Below are 14,888 nucleotides of genomic sequence, written 5' to 3'. Positions count from 1 at the left end.
CGTATGTCGAGTATTCAGCGCGTCCTGACCGCGGCAATCTATTGCACCCTTTCCCTGGCATTGCCGCTGGGCGTTTCTGCATCCGCACGAGCGCAGGAAACCACCCCCCAAGCGACCCAGCCCGTTCAGCAGGCTGCGCCGCTGCGTCAGGTCCTCGTGGAGGGCAATCAGCGCGTCGAGGCGGACACGGTTCTGTCCTACCTGCTGCTGCAGCCCGGCGTTCCGGCCGACCCGCAATCCATCAACCTGTCCATCCAGACCCTGTTTGCCACGGGTCTGTTCTCTGACGTACGGATCGAAAATCGCGGCGAAGTCGTCGTGGTCTATGTGCAGGAAAACCCCATCATCAACCGTGTGCTGCTGGAAGGTAACCGCGCCACGGATGACGACACCATCACCGAGGAAATTCAGGCCCAGCCGCGCGCGATCTTCACGCGCGCCCGTGTGCAGGCGGATGTACAACGCATCATCGAAGTTTATCGCCGGACGGGCCGTTTCGCGGCTCAAGTAACCCCCCGCATCGTCGAATTGCCGCAAAACCGTGTCGATCTGATTTTTGAAATTTCCGAAGGTCCGGTCACTGGCGTCCGCCGCGTGAACTTCATCGGCAATGACAGCTTTTCCGATCGCGAGCTGCGCGGCGAACTGGTCACCGTGGAATCACATTGGTGGCGCTTCTTCTCGACCAATGACAATTACGACCCGGACCGCCTCGAATATGACCGTGAACTGATCCGTCAATTCTATCAGAACCGCGGCTATGCCGACTTCCGCGTTGTCTCCGCCGTGGCCGAGCTGACCCCGGATCAGGAAGACTTCTACATCACCTTCACTCTGGATGAGGGCGATGTTTATAATTTCGGCGAGATCACGGTGGATAGCGAATTGCCGGATGTGGATCCGGAAGTGCTTGAAAGTTTCCTGCCGATCCAGACCGGACAGCTCTTCCAGGGCGAACAGATTGAAAATGCGGTCGACACGCTGAACTTTGCGGTTGGTGCGTCAGGCTATGCCTTCGTCAACATCATTCCGAATATCTCGCGTAACCGCGACGAACGCACGGTCGATGTGACGTTTGAAATCGAGGAAGGTCCGCGCGTTTATATCGAGCGGATCGATGTTGTGGGGAATACGCGGACGCTGGATTATGTGATCCGCCGTGAAATGGAGCTGGTGGAAGGCGATGCCTTCAACCGGTCGCTGATCGACCGGTCTCAGGCCCGCGTGCGCCGCCTCGGCTTCTTCGAAGAAGTTGAGATCACCGAAACGCAGGGATCCACGCCTGACCGCGCTCGCCTTCGTGTTGCCGTCACGGAGCAGGCTACCGGCGAGCTGGCCTTTGGTGCCGGTTTCTCGTCTACAGACTCCTTCCTGGTTGATCTGTCGATCTCGGAACGAAACCTGCGGGGACGTGGTCAATTCCTTCGCTTCCGGATCGCCGCGAGCTCGCGCCGTGAGCAGATCGATGTGCGCTTTACCGAGCCGCGCTTCCTTGATCGCAATCTTGCGGCCGGTATCGACCTTTTCTCCGTTCGGTCCGACTTCATCACAGAAGCCAGCTTTGAGACCCAGTCGACCGGTTTCAGCTTGCGCGCCGGTTTCCCGACGACCCGCTCCACCAATCTGGGTCTCCAATACACGCTCCGGAATGATGACGTGGTTGTCTTCGCGGGTGCAAACCAGGCTCTGCGCAATCAGGCCGGATCCCGCATCACATCGGTTCTGAACTACTCCCTGCGCTGGGATCGCGTGGACAATCCGCAGGCGCCAAGCCGCGGCTTCCGCGCCGAACTCACCCAGTCCTTCGCCGGGATTGGCGGCGATGTCCGCTTTGTCTCGACCGAGGTGACCGCAGCGGTCTATCGTCCGCTCTTCTGGAACGTGGTCGGCAGTTTGAGCGTCAATTCCGGCTTCATCATGGGCTGGGGCGGCGACAACATCCGGATTAACGACCGCTTCTTCCGCGGCGGAAACTCCTTCCGTGGCTTTGAAGTGGCCGGCGTTGGCCCGCGCGTGGTTGTACGCGATGCCGCATCAGGTCGTCTGCTCGGCGGTGATGCGCTCGGTGGACGCGTCTACGCCATCGGGACGGCCGAAATGTCATTCCCGCTGCCGCTGCCGGAGCAATACGGCATCCGTGGCAGCCTCTTCACCGATTTTGGTACGGTCGGCCTTCTGGATGATAATGACATTATCGCCGAGGTCGCCGGCCAATCCTTCACCACAGATGATCTGTCGCTTCGCGTTTCCGCCGGCCTCAGCATCTTCTGGGATTCACCTTTCGGTCCGGTCCGCTTTGACCTGGCCGAGGCGCTGGTCAACGAATCGTATGACCGCACCGAATTCTTCCGCTTCAGCACACGAACAGGATTCTAAAATGAAACCTTCCTCCCTTAACCCGATTGCGATTTTCGCAGCCGCTGTCACGCTTATGGCGATCAGCGCACCGGCGATGGCGCAACAAACCATTCTCGTCATCAATGAAGACCAGATTCTGCGTGAAAGCGCCGTCGGTCAGCATATTGCTTCACGTCTTCAGGCGATCTCGACCGAGCTGGACAATGAGCTTCGCGCACTGCGGACTCCGATCGATGAAGAGGCCGAGCGCCTTAACGCCGAGACCGCCGGTATCACCCAGGAAGCCATTCAGCAGCGCCCGGACTTGCTTCAGCGCATCCAGACCGTAAGCCAGCAGGCTCAGGAATTTGAAGCCCGCCGCCAGCAATACTCCAACGAGCTGGTTGCTACCGAACGCGCCGCCATGCGCCCGGTCCTCGAAGCACTTCAGGCCGTCCTGCAGGAAGTCGTTGAAGCCCGCAATGCGGACATCGTTATTGATCGTGGCGCACTCGTCTATGCCAGCTCGAGCGTCGATGCGAGCGCCGATGTGATCGAGCGTCTCAACGCCCGGCTGCCAACAGTACCGGTGAACCGTGTCCGTCTGCCGGAAGGCGACGCACAGCAGCCGCAACAATAATCTGAAAGGGTAGCGCCGTGGCCGATCCGCGTTTTTACGAGTCGGCGCGTCCGTTATCCATTCAGGAGCTTGAAACACTGTCGGGCGCGAGCTTTGAAGGGCTTGCGCCCGATGGCGTTTCTGCGGGTGGCGTTGCCCCGCTTGAGGCCATGCAAGCCGGACATCTCAGCTATGCCGAGCGCAAGGTCGAGACACCGGTCGCGGGCGCCATCGTCTTTACCAGATCCGAGTTTGCCGATGATCTGCGGGCATCCGGATGCATTGTCGGCGTAACGGGCAATCCGCGCGCCGCCTTTGCGCGGTCCGCCGGCGAGATTTACCGGCTGAAAGAACTCGAGGCCGGAGAGGCCCAAATCGATCCGGGCGCACGCATTTTTCCTGGGGCATTCATCAGCGCCGGAGCGAAAATCGGCCGGGATGCCATCATAGAACCCAATGCGGTAATCGGGCCGGGCGTTGAGATCGGCGAGGGCGCAATCATCCGCGCCAATGCCGTTATTTCCTGCGCCACTATTGGTCCGCGCACCGAGATCGGGTCCTGCACCGTGATCGGGAAGTCAGGCTTTGCTGTCGTCCTCGGCGCTGAACAACGTATCAAGGTCCCACATTTCGGGCGGGCTCTGATTGGTGCAGACGTGTCCATTGGCGCATCCTGTTCGATTGATCGCGGGCTCTTCGGCGACACGCGTATCGATGACAATTGCCAGATCGATAATTTCTGCCAGATCGCTCATAATGTGCAGATCGGCAGTGGCACCGTCATGGCAGCCTTTGCCGGCATTTCGGGCAGCACCTGTATCGGACGAAACTGTCTTTTTGCTGGCCGGTGCGCGACCACCGATAACATCACCATTGGCAATGATGTGGTGCTGCTGGCCGATGCGGCGGCCATGTATGACATTCCCGATGGCGAACGCTGGGGCGGTAGCCCGGCCATGCCTGCCCGCAATTTCCTGCGGCAATTGACGCAGCTGCGGAAGCTGTCAGGGATCAAGGGCGCTCAGGGCAAGAAGGCGCGGAGATAGACATGACAGACGCGAATACAACGATTGAAATCCAGGAAATCCTGGACCGGCTGCCGCATCGCTACCCGTTTTTGCTGATCGACCGCGCGGAAGACTACCGCGAAGGCGAGTCAATCGTCGGCTTCAAGAATGTCACCGCCAATGAGCCTTTCTTTCCGGGCCATTTTCCCGGCAATCCCGTCATGCCGGGGGTCCTGATCGTCGAGGCTGTGGCGCAGGCCGGGGCGTTGTTGATGTCCAAAACCCTGGATGCTGATGTGTCCAAAACCGCCATCTATTTCATGGGCGTCGACAAGGTGCGCTTCCGCCGTCCGGTCAAGCCGGGCGATGTCTTGCGCATGCCGGTGCGCGTTACCCATATCCGCGGCGATCTGTTCAAGTTCAGCGGGCAGGCCTTTGTCGGGGATCAGCGCGTCACCGAATTCGACTTCTCGGCCAAAGGGGTTGGCGTCGTATGAGTGCGAACATTCATCCCACCGCCATTGTCTCGGAATCGGCAAAGCTTGGGGACGCCGTGGAAATCGGACCATTCTGCATTGTTGATGGCGATGTGGAGCTGGGCGATCGGGTTCGCCTGATCTCACATGTCACCATCTCCGGCTATACGACGATCGGCGCGGATACCGTGATCTATCCGCATGCCTCGCTGGGCCATCCGCCGCAGGACTTCAAATACAAGGGCGAGGAAACCTGGTTGAAAATCGGGGCCCGCAACACAATCCGCGAATATGTCACCATGCATCCCGGCACCGGTGTCGGCCGCAAGGAAACCGTTATCGGCGATGATGGATTCTTCATGGTCGGAACCCATGTTGCGCATGACTGCATCGTCGGGAACAAGGTAGTGCTTTCCAACCACGCCGTGCTTGGCGGTTATACCGTGGTCGAGGATCAGGTCATCCTCGGAGGCTATACGGGCGTGGTGCAATTCTGCCGGATTGGCCGCCAGGCCTTCGTCAACGCCATGTCGCTCCTGACCAAGGATGTGATCCCCTATGGCGCGGCGGGCGGCAATCACGCCCATCTGGAGGGGCTAAATCTGGTCGGCCTTCGCCGGCGCGGTCATTCTCGGGAAGCGATCAAGGAATTACGCACGGCCTATCGTCTACTGTTCGCAGAGGAAGGCTCTTTCAACGAAAGGCTGGAAGATGTGGCCGGTCTTTACGCTGAAAACCCGGCCGTGAAGGAAATCATCCAGTTCATTCGCGCCGAGCCCAAACGCTCGATCTGCATGCCGCATGACTGAAGCAGCGCACACCGGCTGGCAGAGACTCGCCATCATTGCGGGTGGCGGGGAAGTGCCCTTGCTCATTGCGCAAGGCGAAAAAGGCGCGGGACGCTCGCCATTTATTGTTGAAGTGACGGGCTTTGCCGATCAGGACTACAGCGCTTACGACCGGTCGGCGTTTCCGGTCACAAAGATCGGCGGTATGCAAAAGGCCATGCGCGAGGCTGGCTGTGATGCCGTCTGCTTTATCGGCCGTATCACCCGGCCGGATTTCAAGTCCCTGATGGGACTGGATACAGCCGCGATGACGCTGCTCCCCAAAATCACGCAAGCAGCGCGCTATGGCGATGATGCCCTGATGCGGGTGATTATCGATTCGTTTGAAAACAAGGGCTTGCGGGCGATCGGGGCAGATCAGGCACTGTCCAGCCTTGTGCCCGAGGCCGGCACGCTGGGCGCGATTCAACCTGATGCGGCGGCCATGGCGGATATTGAAAAAGCGCTGAGCATCGCGCGCGCCATTGGCGCTCACGATATCGGGCAGGGGGCCGTTGTCGCCAATGGCCTGGTACTCGCCGTCGAAGCCCAGGAAGGCACCGACAGGATGCTGGCACGTGTGGCGGAGCTGCCTGACGACATTCGCGGAAGGGCCGAGGGCCGTCTCGGTGTCCTCGCAAAAACACCCAAACCCCAACAGGAACGCCGGATCGATTTGCCAACCATCGGCCTGCATACCATTGATGGCGTCAGCCGGGCCGGATTGGCGGGGATTGCCATTCATGCCGGTAACGCCTTGATTCCACGTATGGACGAAACCATCGCCGCCGCAGATGCGGCAGGCATTTTCATCTATGCCGCCAGGGCCGATGAATAATCCCAAACGCATATTTCTTGTCGCGGTCGAGCCATCAGGCGACGCCCTTGGCGCTGACCTGATCGACGCTTTGCAGTCCGCCTATGGCGACGGTGTCGAGATCGCCGGTGTGGGTGGAAAGAAGATGGAAGCGCGGGGTTTGACCAGCGCGATCGATATTTCGGAATTGGCTATTCTGGGCTTGCTGGACGGCTTGAAATCCTACGGCACCATTCTGAAACGGGTGAACGAGACGGTCGATGCCGCCATGGATTTTGGCGCGGATGCCGTCGTGCTCATTGATTCCTGGGGCTTCATGATCCGGGTCGCGCAGCGCCTGCAGAAACGGGAAAATCCGCCACTTCTGGTGAAATATGTCGGGCCGCAAATCTGGGCTGCCCGGCCCAAGCGCGCCCATGTGCTGGCCCATTCCGTCGACCATCTTCTGACCATCCATGCCTTTGATGCCCCGATGTTCGAAGCGGCGGGTCTGTCCACGACATTTGTGGGCAATCCCGCTCTGGAACGCCCGGTCACCGGCGACGGTGCGGCGTTCAGGGCGCGTCATGGCATAGCGCCTGATGCGCCGGTGATTGGCGTATTATTCGGCAGCCGCCAGAGTGAGCGCCGGAGGATTGGGCCGGTCCTGAGGGATGCCATTGCGCTGCTGGCCAGCCGCTATCCGGACGCGGTTTTTATCTCGCCCATGGCACCAGCAATTGCCGATGACGTGGCCTCCGACCTTCAGGCCGACAGACGCATGCCAACGATCATTCAGGTTGATGAAGGCGAAAAGCGCGATGCCACATCCGCGATGACAGTGGCGCTGGCGGTTTCCGGCACGGCGACTACCGAGCTGGCGCTGGCAGGCGTGCCCACCGTAGCGACCTACAAGCTCGGCTGGCTCAGCTGGTTCATCTATCGCTTCATCCTGTTCAAGGCGAAGTATTTCAGCCTCGTCAATATCGCCGCCGACCAGGAATTGATCGTCGAACACGCGCAAACCGGCGCCAATGGCGAAACGCTGACCGCGTCTGTCGGCGCGCTCTTGTCGGAAATCGAAAGCGGCGCATCACGCGGGCCGGCACTACAGGCTGCGGCCATGGCGATGAAGGGCGACGGGCAATCCAGCGCCCGGGCGGCAAAGGCCGTGATCGATCTGACCACGGCCCGCCATAATCAAGACTAACGCTTGGAAATCGGGACGTATTTGCGTTCCGTCGCACCGGCAAAGAGCTGGCGCGGCCGGCCGATTTTCTGGACCGGATCTTCCAGCATTTCAGTCCACTGGGCGATCCAGCCGACGGTCCGGGCCAGAGCAAACAGAACCGTGAACATCGAGGTCGGGAAGCCCATCGCGCGCAGCGTGATACCCGAATAGAAGTCGATATTCGGATAGAGCTTCTTCTCGACGAAATACGGATCTTCCAGCGCAATCTTCTCGAGTTCCATCGCAACCTGCAGCAAGGGCTCGTCACGTACGCCCATGACGTCCAGCACTTCATGGCAGGTTTCACGCATCACCTTGGCGCGCGGATCGAAGTTTTTGTAGACCCTGTGCCCGAAGCCCATGAGGCGGAAAGGGTCATTCTTGTCCTTGGCGCGCGCGATGTATTCCGGGATTTTGTCGACCGTGCCGATTTCCTCGAGCATGTTGAGCGCGGCTTCATTGGCACCCCCATGCGCCGGACCCCAGAGGCTGGCAATGCCGGAAGCAATACAGGCAAACGGGTTGGCGCCCGACGACCCGGCCAGACGCACCGTCGAGGTGGAGGCATTCTGCTCGTGATCGGCATGCAGGATGAAAATCTTGTCCATGGCCTTGGCGAGCGTCTTGTTGAGCTCGAAATCCTCGGCAGGCACGGCAAAGCACATGCGCAGGAAATTCCCGGCGAAGTCCAGATCATTGCGCGGGCTGATGAAAGGCTGGCCGATGGAGTATTTGTAGGCCCGTGCCGCAATCGTTGGCATTTTGGCAATCATGCGATGGCTGGCGATGATGCGCGCTTGCGGATCGTTGATGTCGGTCGAGTCATGGTAGAAAGCAGACAGCGCGCCAACCGTGCCGACCATCACCGCCATCGGGTGTGCATCCCGGCGGAAGCCGCGGAAGAACTGGTCAAACTGATCGTGCAACATGGTGTGCCGACGAATGGTCAGATCGAAATCTTCCAGCTCCTGCGCGGTCGGCAATTCACCGTGCAGCAGCAAATAGCAAACCTCTATAAAGCTCGAATTTTCAGCAAGCTCGTCAATGGGATAGCCGCGATAGAGCAGGGTGCCTTCATCGCCATCAATATAGGTGATGTGGCTTTCGCACGACCCCGTGGATGTGAAACCCGGATCATAGGTGAAAACCCCGGCCTTGCTGTAAAGGCTGCGAATATCGATCACATCGGGACCGATAGACCCCTTCAGGACGGGAAATTCATAGCTTTGACCATCGATCGTCAGCGTGGCCGTGCCATTGGGTTTCGCCTTGGTTTCCATCATGGTCTTCCTTCTCGTCTTCCTCGGGTCTATCCGCCCGTTTTGATTTGATCCGCTATCCGGCGCAAGACTTCATCGCGACCCAGCCATTCCATGACCAGAGACAGGTCTGGCGCAGGGGCACCGCCTGTGAGAGCCGCCCGCAATGGTGCCCCGATTTTTCTAAACCCGATTTCCTCGCTTTCAACGAAGGCTTCGAGCTCGGCATGCAAACGTTTTGACGTCCACGCCGGTAAGGCCTCGAGGCGAGGACGGAACCGGGCCAACAGGTCCGGCGCATCGCCTTTGAGCGGCTTTGCTGCCTTTCCCTCCAGCACGATTGGTGTCGGCCGGAAGAGGAAATAGGTCTGATCGGCCAGTTCGGCGAGGGTAGAGGCCCGTGTCTTCAGCACCTCCATTGCCGCCAAGACGCGCTGGCGGAAATGATCTTCTGAAGTGTCAAGGCCTTCAACCAGCTTTGCACACCAGGGCGAGACCAGCTCGAGCAACCGGGCATCATCTGCCAGCTTCATGTGATGCGCGTTGACACTGGCCATCTTGTCGAAATCGAGCCGGCCCGGAGCTTTGTTCAGGCCGGACAGGCTGAATGCCGCCTGAGCCTCCGCATCGGTGAAGTATTCCTGGTCGCCATGGGCCCAGCCAAGGCGAAGCAGATAATTGCGCAGGCCTTCCGGCAAATAACCCATATCCCGATAGGCTTCGACGCCCAGAGCGCCGTGACGCTTGGAAAGCTTCTTGCCATCCGGGCCATGGATCAGCGGCACATGCGCGAAAATCGGGCGTTTCCACCCCAGCGCATCATAGATCTGCGCCTGCCGGCCGGCATTCACCAGATGATCGTCTCCGCGCACAATGTGGGTGACGCCCATATCGTGATCATCCACCACGACCGCGAAATTGTAGGTGGGCGAGCCATCGCTGCGCAGAAGAACGAGATCGTCGAATTCCTTGCCCTTCCAGCGCACATCACCCTGAACAGCATCCTTCACCACGACGTCATCATCGCTCGCGCGAAACCGCACGACAAAGGGGGCGCCGTCCGGTGCGTCCGATGCGGGGCGGTCCCGCCATGTGCTGCGCAACGCCCGGCCTTCGGCAAAGGCGATCTCGCGCGCCGCAGCAGCCTCTTCGTCTGACATATAGCAGCGGAAGGCCCGGCCCTTGGCCAGCAATTCATCGACGACCGCAACATGGCGCGGCGCATTGGCGTTCTGGGAGACCGGTTCGCCATCCCAGTCCAGACCCAGCCAGGTCAAACCTTCGAGAATGGCGCGTGTGGCATCTTCAGTTGAGCGTTCGCGGTCTGTATCTTCAATACGTAAGAGGAATTTGCCGCCTGCACCGCGTGCCAGCAGCCAGTTGAAGAGCGCTGTGCGCGCACCGCCAATATGGAGATAGCCTGTCGGTGAGGGCGCAAAGCGTGTAACGATGGGTTGTGTCGTGTTTTGCACTCGCGAAACCATGTTGCACTGCGGAAAGATGATCGCGTGGTAGCATGGCAGGCAGGGGGATGGAACAGTCGATTGCGCCTGAATGAAGCCTCTCTTCTGAAATCCGCAAGGGTTCGGCTCGCTGGCACACGTGAGCAATGGTTGGGATCCATGGATCTGAACCGTCCTGTGCGCATGGCGATCTGGGCGCCCGTGGCACTCGGGGCAGGGGCCCTGGCCTATTTTGCGTTGCCGGCGGAGCCACCCGCGATTCTGATTTCAGCGCTGGCAATCATCGCTGTTCTGGGGGCGATAATCGGCTGGAAATATGCGGCGGCGAAGCCTGTTTTATGGTCCGTTCTGATGCTGGCAGCCTTCGCCGCTTTCGGCTTTTCGCGCGCGCAGCATCACACGCTGGGTCAGGAAACGGTTTTCGTCACAGACTCGTATCGCGCCTTGCAAGTCGAGGGCTGGATCGAGGCTGTTCAGAACAGCAATGGCCGCGAGCGGATTATCGTGAGGGTCAGCTCGCTTGAAGGGATGGCACGCCCGCCGGCTCGGGTGCGATTTTACGCGCGCCGGGGAGAACTCGGTCCCGGAGACGGCATTACAGCGCGGGTTGTCCTGACACCGCCAAGGCGTCCGGCGGTGCCGGGCGGTTATGATCCCGCTTTTGCAGCCTGGTTTTCGGGGCTGGGCGGGACCGGATATGCGATTGCGCCGCCGGAAGTGGCACATGTCGACGGAGGATCGGTGCTGCGGCAACTCGCCCGCTGGCGGTGGCGGATGGCCGAACATATTCGCGAGGGCGCGGATCCGGAGACAGCCGGCATTGCGGCGGCCCTGCTGACAGGCGATCGCTCCGGCATCCCGCCGGATCAGGCCGAGGCCCTGCGGGCCACCGGTCTGGGGCATATCCTCGCCATATCCGGCCTGCATATGAGCCTGTTTGCCGGAGGCCTCTTCTTTGTGGTCCGGGCTTTCGGCGCTTCTATTCCGGCTTTTGCCCGGCGATATGACCCGCGCGTTCCGGCGGCCATTATCGCGCTGATCGGCGCGACGCTTTACCTTGCCCTTTCAGGCGCATCCGTATCGACCCAGCGGGCCTTCGTGATGGTCTCCGTGGTCTTGTTGGGCATATTGCTCAAGCGCCGGGCGATTTCCATGCAATCCATCGCACTGGCCGCCGCGATCATCCTGGTGCTGCAGCCGCAGAGCGTATTGTCGCCCGGATTCCAGATGTCCTTTGCCGCCGCTTCGGCACTGGTGGCCGCGTTCGATCTCTGGCGACGGCGCGACTCGCATGAACGGCAGAAAGGCGCGATCGGCGGCTTTCTCGGATTCTGGGGTACGCTGTCCTTTTCATCTCTCGTGGCTGGCAGTGCGACCGCCGCCTTCGCGGCCTTCCACTTTAACCGCATTGCGGTTTACGGCCTTGCCGCCAACCTTGCCGCCATGCCGGTGTTCTCGCTGGTCGTCATGCCGGCAGGCGCTCTGGCGCTCGCGCTGGCACCCTTTGGCCTCGATGGGCCGGCGCTATCCGTGATGAGTTGGGGCCTGATCTGGGTCGTCCGCATCGCCGAATGGGTGGCATCTTGGCCCGGCTCGCTCGCCCCCATGGCATCGGCCCCGGGTACGGTTCTGGTGATCTATGCTCTGGGGTTTGTGTTGCTGGTCGCAGCCTCCGGCCTTGCCCGGCGGATCGGCTTGCTCTTCATGCTCGTCGCTTATACGGGGTGGGGGCTCAGTCGGCCACCCGATGTCTTCATCAGCGAGGAGGGCGTCATTCTGGCCCGGTTCGACAGCGAAAATGGAAGTGAATGGGCCAGCACAGATCGTCGCCGCGCGCGCTTTGCAACATCGGTATTTCTGGAACAGGCCGGCGAATCCGTGCGCCCCGGCCGCGATGGCGTCGTGTGTGATCCGCGCGGCTGCGCCGGCAGAACGCACGACGTCCTCATTGTGGTTTCCGAAAGCGACGAGACGCTGGCGGAAGACTGCGCCGTGGCGGACCTGGTGGTCCTGAAAACCTATGCCTCACCGATTCAGCGAGCGAACTGCGGCGCGCGCCTCATTGAACTGGGCGAACTGGAGGCTGGCGGCGCCAGGGCGCTTTATCTGCAATCGGGTCAAATCCAGCGCGAAACAGATGTCGAAACCCGCCGCGGCCGCCGCATCTGGACGTCTAGTGATAGCGGCGGATGAGACCGACCAGCTTGCCCTGCACGCGCACGCGATCCGGTCCGAATATCCGGGTTTCATAGGCCGGGTTTGCCGCTTCAAGGGCCACAGAGCCGCCTTTCCTGCGCAGGCGTTTCAGCGTCGCTTCCTCTTCATCGACCAGCGCCACCACGATTTCGCCATTTGTGGCGGTATCACAGCGCTCGATGATGACGATATCCCCATCGAGAATGCCGGCTTCAATCATGGAATCGCCTTCAACCTCGAGGGCGTAATGCTCGCCGCGTCCACCGGCGAGGTCAGGGGGAAGCATGATGCGCGATTGCTCATGCTGGATGGCCTCGATCGGCACACCAGCGGCAATCTTGCCCAGCACGGCAACCTCGACACCGGCTCCGTGATCCGGCTCGGCGCCGAAATTGGGCCGGACAACATTCTCAGCATCGCTTGATACCGCTGGCGCGCCGGTCTCCGGCATTTTCAAAACTTCCAGTGCCCGGGCGCGATGCGCAAGACGGCGGATGAAGCCGCGCTCTTCCAGAGCGGTGATGAGGCGGTGAACCCCTGACTTGGACGCCAGATCCAATGCATCCTTCATTTCTTCAAAGGAGGGCGAGACGCCATCTTCGCTCAAACGCTTGTTGATGAAGAGCAAAAGCTGTTGTTGTTTGCGCGTCAGCATGGGCTCACTCCATAGGAACAAATCAGAAACTTCTCTGGATGTTCTATGAGTGTTCCGGGTAGACGTCAAGCCCATATATCCCCTTGACGTATGTAGCCAGTTATCCTATATTCCTAGGCATAGGAGATAGGACAAATGACTAAGACCAAGGCGATGACAATTCAGGACTTTTTCGGGCAATTCCCCGATGATGATGCCTGTCTGGATCACCTGTTTCGGACCCGTTTCGGCGATGAGCCGGTCTGCCCTAAGTGTGGACAGGTCGGCAAGTTCGGTCGGCTGGCGAATATGCCTGCCTACACATGTAATTGCGGCCATCACCTGCATCCAATGGTCGATACGCCGTTTGAACGCTCGCGGACGCCGCTTCAAAAATGGTTCTACGCAATGTTCCTGTTCACCACGACGCGCAACGGTGTTGCCGCAAAGGAATTGCAGCGCCAGCTTGGCGTTACGTACAAGACGGCATGGCGTATGGCGAAGCTGATCCGCGAATACATGGGCTATGTGGACGGTGAAGGCACCCTAGGGGGCCGTGGTCAGGCTGTAGAGGTCGATGAGACATTCATCGGCGGTAAGGATAAGCGCGGCCATGAGGACAAGACCGTTGTACTCGGCATGATCGAACGTCGCGGCGAAGTCGTGACCCGCGTTGTTCCAAACCGCTACGCTAAAACTCTGGTCCCTATCATTCGTCAGTGCATCGCAGAAGGTACGCGCGTTATGACTGACGACTGGTCAACCTATCGCGGCCTTCGTAACTGGGGCTTCTTCCATGAAAGCGTCAATCACAGCGCTAAAGAGTACGTTCGCGGCGATGCGCATACCAACAATATCGAAGCGTTCTGGTCAGGCGTTAAGCGGATGGTCAAAGGCACCCATATCTGGGTAAGCCCCAAGCACCTGCCTACTTATCTCGGCGAGGCGGAGTTTCGGTACAACCTGCGGAACCAGCCGCAGATGATGTTCCCGCTTTTGCTGTCGGCTTTCCAGCGGCCATAGCCTCCGTCAGAGCGTCAAATCTAGCACCGTCTGCCGTGCGGTAGTGTTCCGCAGCAAAACGCTCTAGCTGGCCGCTCTTGCGGGCTTCTTCTAGGGATAGGTATCGGCCTCTGGACATGCTCAACCCTCCTGAACAGGCTTCAGATATTCAACGCTTTCTTTTTGCACATTAACACCTTCAACATAAAACGTCTTTCCAACTTGACGCCCGCCGACCAACAATTCCGGAACATTGGAAATAGATACCTCATAATCGACCTTCATAACGGCCTCGGGTGTTTCTTCATCTACGCCGCCAAACTCCAGCGCATAAGACAGCATCGCCGAAAAGGTGTCAGAGGGCTTGTAAATCCGCACGCGACCGGATCGAATTTTTTCACTAGTCTCCGGATTTACAGGGGAAGTAAATCCCGAACTTGCCTTGCCGGTTTGATGTTGCCGCCCATCAATATTGTAGTCCCAACCGCACCCCTTCAGCTTCAAACGACGAGGCGAGCGGTTTCTGAAAGCAACTTCTAACCACAGATCCACGCCGTCTACGGTGTGTATTCCCGCGACCTTGATGCCATTTGGAACCAAATCGGCACTTTCTGGCACAACATTCGAACTAGGCTGAAAGCCTTTATCAACGCGCAAAGAGGGCTGCTTAGGTGGTGAGCGATATGATTTTAGCTCGCTTTTTGTTGGCCCTACTGGCGGAGTGGGTGGATTTGTATCGTTTTCTGAAAGCGACCGAAGGTTCCGCCGATCATAAATATCGATGCGTAGATTAACGAATTTCCGCAGCCAGTTCGGCATTCCCGTTTTTCGAAGCCATAGAATGATCGACCACGCGCCGGTTATAATTCCTAACCCTATTAAGATGAAGGCGACAATTAGTAGAATGCGGCTGTGGTTCGGGTCTAGATCAGGCATCGCAATGTCCAGAACCGCAAGACCAAGCCCAAACAACATGGTCGTCGCTGTAATCCAATATCTGTCGCTCTGATTCATCCCCAATGAATGCACGTTCCAAGTGAG

13 protein-coding genes are annotated in these 14,888 nt (G+C 59.3%); 9 read left to right on the top strand and 4 right to left on the bottom strand.

The annotated features are described in order from the left end of the window. Positions 1 to 3: 3 nt before the first annotated feature. From bamA to P0D52_RS06820, 7 genes are read left to right on the top strand one after another with little or no spacing between them, the layout of a single operon-like run. On the top strand, positions 4 to 2,376 hold the full coding sequence (gene bamA / locus P0D52_RS06850) for an outer membrane protein assembly factor BamA (protein WP_394694674.1): 2,373 nt from the start codon (positions 4 to 6) through the stop codon (positions 2,374 to 2,376). Between the two features lies 1 nt (position 2,377). After that, positions 2,378 to 2,977 carry an OmpH family outer membrane protein gene (locus tag P0D52_RS06845; protein WP_394694673.1) on the top strand — a complete coding sequence of 200 codons (600 nt, stop codon included), beginning with the start codon at positions 2,378 to 2,380 and terminating at the stop codon, positions 2,975 to 2,977. 17 nt (positions 2,978 to 2,994) lie between these two features. Next, entirely contained in the window at positions 2,995 to 4,002 is a 1,008-nt protein-coding gene (locus P0D52_RS06840; RefSeq protein ID WP_394694672.1) for a UDP-3-O-(3-hydroxymyristoyl)glucosamine N-acyltransferase, read from the top strand. A 2-nt stretch (positions 4,003 to 4,004) separates the two neighbouring features. Next, entirely contained in the window at positions 4,005 to 4,460 is a 456-nt protein-coding gene (gene fabZ / locus P0D52_RS06835; protein ID WP_394694671.1) for a 3-hydroxyacyl-ACP dehydratase FabZ, read from the top strand. Beyond that, on the top strand, positions 4,457 to 5,248 hold the full coding sequence (lpxA, locus tag P0D52_RS06830) for an acyl-ACP--UDP-N-acetylglucosamine O-acyltransferase (protein WP_394694670.1): 792 nt from the start codon (positions 4,457 to 4,459) through the stop codon (positions 5,246 to 5,248). Before fabZ ends, lpxA begins: the two co-directional genes overlap by 4 nt. After that, on the top strand, positions 5,241 to 6,104 hold the full coding sequence (locus P0D52_RS06825) for an LpxI family protein (RefSeq protein ID WP_394694669.1): 864 nt from the start codon (positions 5,241 to 5,243) through the stop codon (positions 6,102 to 6,104). Before lpxA ends, P0D52_RS06825 begins: the two co-directional genes overlap by 8 nt. Next, a complete protein-coding gene (locus P0D52_RS06820; protein WP_394694668.1) occupies positions 6,097 to 7,272 on the top strand; it encodes a lipid-A-disaccharide synthase in 1,176 nt (391 codons plus the stop codon). Before P0D52_RS06825 ends, P0D52_RS06820 begins: the two co-directional genes overlap by 8 nt. Here P0D52_RS06820 and gltA read toward each other — a convergent pair. Further along, on the bottom strand, positions 7,269 to 8,573 hold the full coding sequence (gltA, locus tag P0D52_RS06815) for a citrate synthase (protein WP_394694770.1): 1,305 nt from the start codon (positions 8,571 to 8,573) through the stop codon (positions 7,269 to 7,271). The two genes, P0D52_RS06820 and gltA, sit on opposite strands and share 4 nt — an antisense overlap. A gap of 29 nt (positions 8,574 to 8,602) precedes the next feature. Further along, positions 8,603 to 10,036, bottom strand: a complete 1,434-nt coding sequence (gene gltX / locus P0D52_RS06810) for a glutamate--tRNA ligase (protein ID WP_394694667.1) — start codon at positions 10,034 to 10,036, stop codon at positions 8,603 to 8,605. Positions 10,037 to 10,096: 60 nt separating this feature from the next. Here gltX and P0D52_RS06805 point away from each other — a divergent pair, with 60 nt between their 5' ends. After that, on the top strand, positions 10,097 to 12,208 hold the full coding sequence (locus P0D52_RS06805) for a ComEC/Rec2 family competence protein (protein ID WP_394694666.1): 2,112 nt from the start codon (positions 10,097 to 10,099) through the stop codon (positions 12,206 to 12,208). Here the strand turns inward: P0D52_RS06805 and lexA are convergent. Beyond that, complete coding sequence (gene lexA / locus P0D52_RS06800) at positions 12,189 to 12,866, bottom strand: transcriptional repressor LexA (protein ID WP_394694665.1); 678 nt, start codon at positions 12,864 to 12,866, stop codon at positions 12,189 to 12,191. The two genes, P0D52_RS06805 and lexA, sit on opposite strands and share 20 nt — an antisense overlap. Positions 12,867 to 13,001: 135 nt before the next feature. Here lexA and P0D52_RS06795 point away from each other — a divergent pair, with 135 nt between their 5' ends. Then, on the top strand, positions 13,002 to 13,868 hold the full coding sequence (locus P0D52_RS06795; protein WP_394694664.1) for an IS1595 family transposase: 867 nt from the start codon (positions 13,002 to 13,004) through the stop codon (positions 13,866 to 13,868). A 120-nt stretch (positions 13,869 to 13,988) separates the two neighbouring features. Here P0D52_RS06795 and P0D52_RS06790 read toward each other — a convergent pair whose 3' ends face one another. Further along, the gene (locus P0D52_RS06790; protein WP_394694663.1) at positions 13,989 to 14,861 is read right to left on the bottom strand and encodes a hypothetical protein; all 873 of its coding nucleotides are present in this window, start codon (positions 14,859 to 14,861) and stop codon (positions 13,989 to 13,991) included. Between the last annotated feature and the right edge of the window lie 27 nt (positions 14,862 to 14,888).

Origin of the sequence: Hyphobacterium sp., assembly GCF_043584775.1 — a bacterium.
Classification (GTDB): Bacteria; Pseudomonadota; Alphaproteobacteria; order Caulobacterales; family Maricaulaceae; genus Hyphobacterium.
Note: the sequence above shows the minus strand (reverse complement) of the source record. Positions and strands in the feature narration are given on the sequence as shown.

Excerpts from the sequence above, each read along its gene's own strand:
- bamA (WP_394694674.1), top strand. The coding sequence starts at position 4 with ATGTCGAGTATTCAGCGCGTCCTGACCGCGGCAATCTATTGCACCCTT.
- P0D52_RS06845 (WP_394694673.1), top strand. The coding sequence starts at position 2,378 with ATGAAACCTTCCTCCCTTAACCCGATTGCGATTTTCGCAGCCGCTGTC.
- fabZ (WP_394694671.1), top strand. The coding sequence starts at position 4,005 with ATGACAGACGCGAATACAACGATTGAAATCCAGGAAATCCTGGACCGG.
- lpxA (WP_394694670.1), top strand. The coding sequence starts at position 4,457 with ATGAGTGCGAACATTCATCCCACCGCCATTGTCTCGGAATCGGCAAAG.
- P0D52_RS06825 (WP_394694669.1), top strand. The coding sequence starts at position 5,241 with ATGACTGAAGCAGCGCACACCGGCTGGCAGAGACTCGCCATCATTGCG.
- P0D52_RS06820 (WP_394694668.1), top strand. The coding sequence starts at position 6,097 with ATGAATAATCCCAAACGCATATTTCTTGTCGCGGTCGAGCCATCAGGC.
- gltA (WP_394694770.1), bottom strand. The coding sequence starts at position 8,573 with ATGGAAACCAAGGCGAAACCCAATGGCACGGCCACGCTGACGATCGAT.
- gltX (WP_394694667.1), bottom strand. The coding sequence starts at position 10,036 with ATGGTTTCGCGAGTGCAAAACACGACACAACCCATCGTTACACGCTTT.
- lexA (WP_394694665.1), bottom strand. The coding sequence starts at position 12,866 with ATGCTGACGCGCAAACAACAACAGCTTTTGCTCTTCATCAACAAGCGT.
- P0D52_RS06795 (WP_394694664.1), top strand. The coding sequence starts at position 13,002 with ATGACTAAGACCAAGGCGATGACAATTCAGGACTTTTTCGGGCAATTC.
- P0D52_RS06790 (WP_394694663.1), bottom strand. The coding sequence starts at position 14,861 with ATGAATCAGAGCGACAGATATTGGATTACAGCGACGACCATGTTGTTT.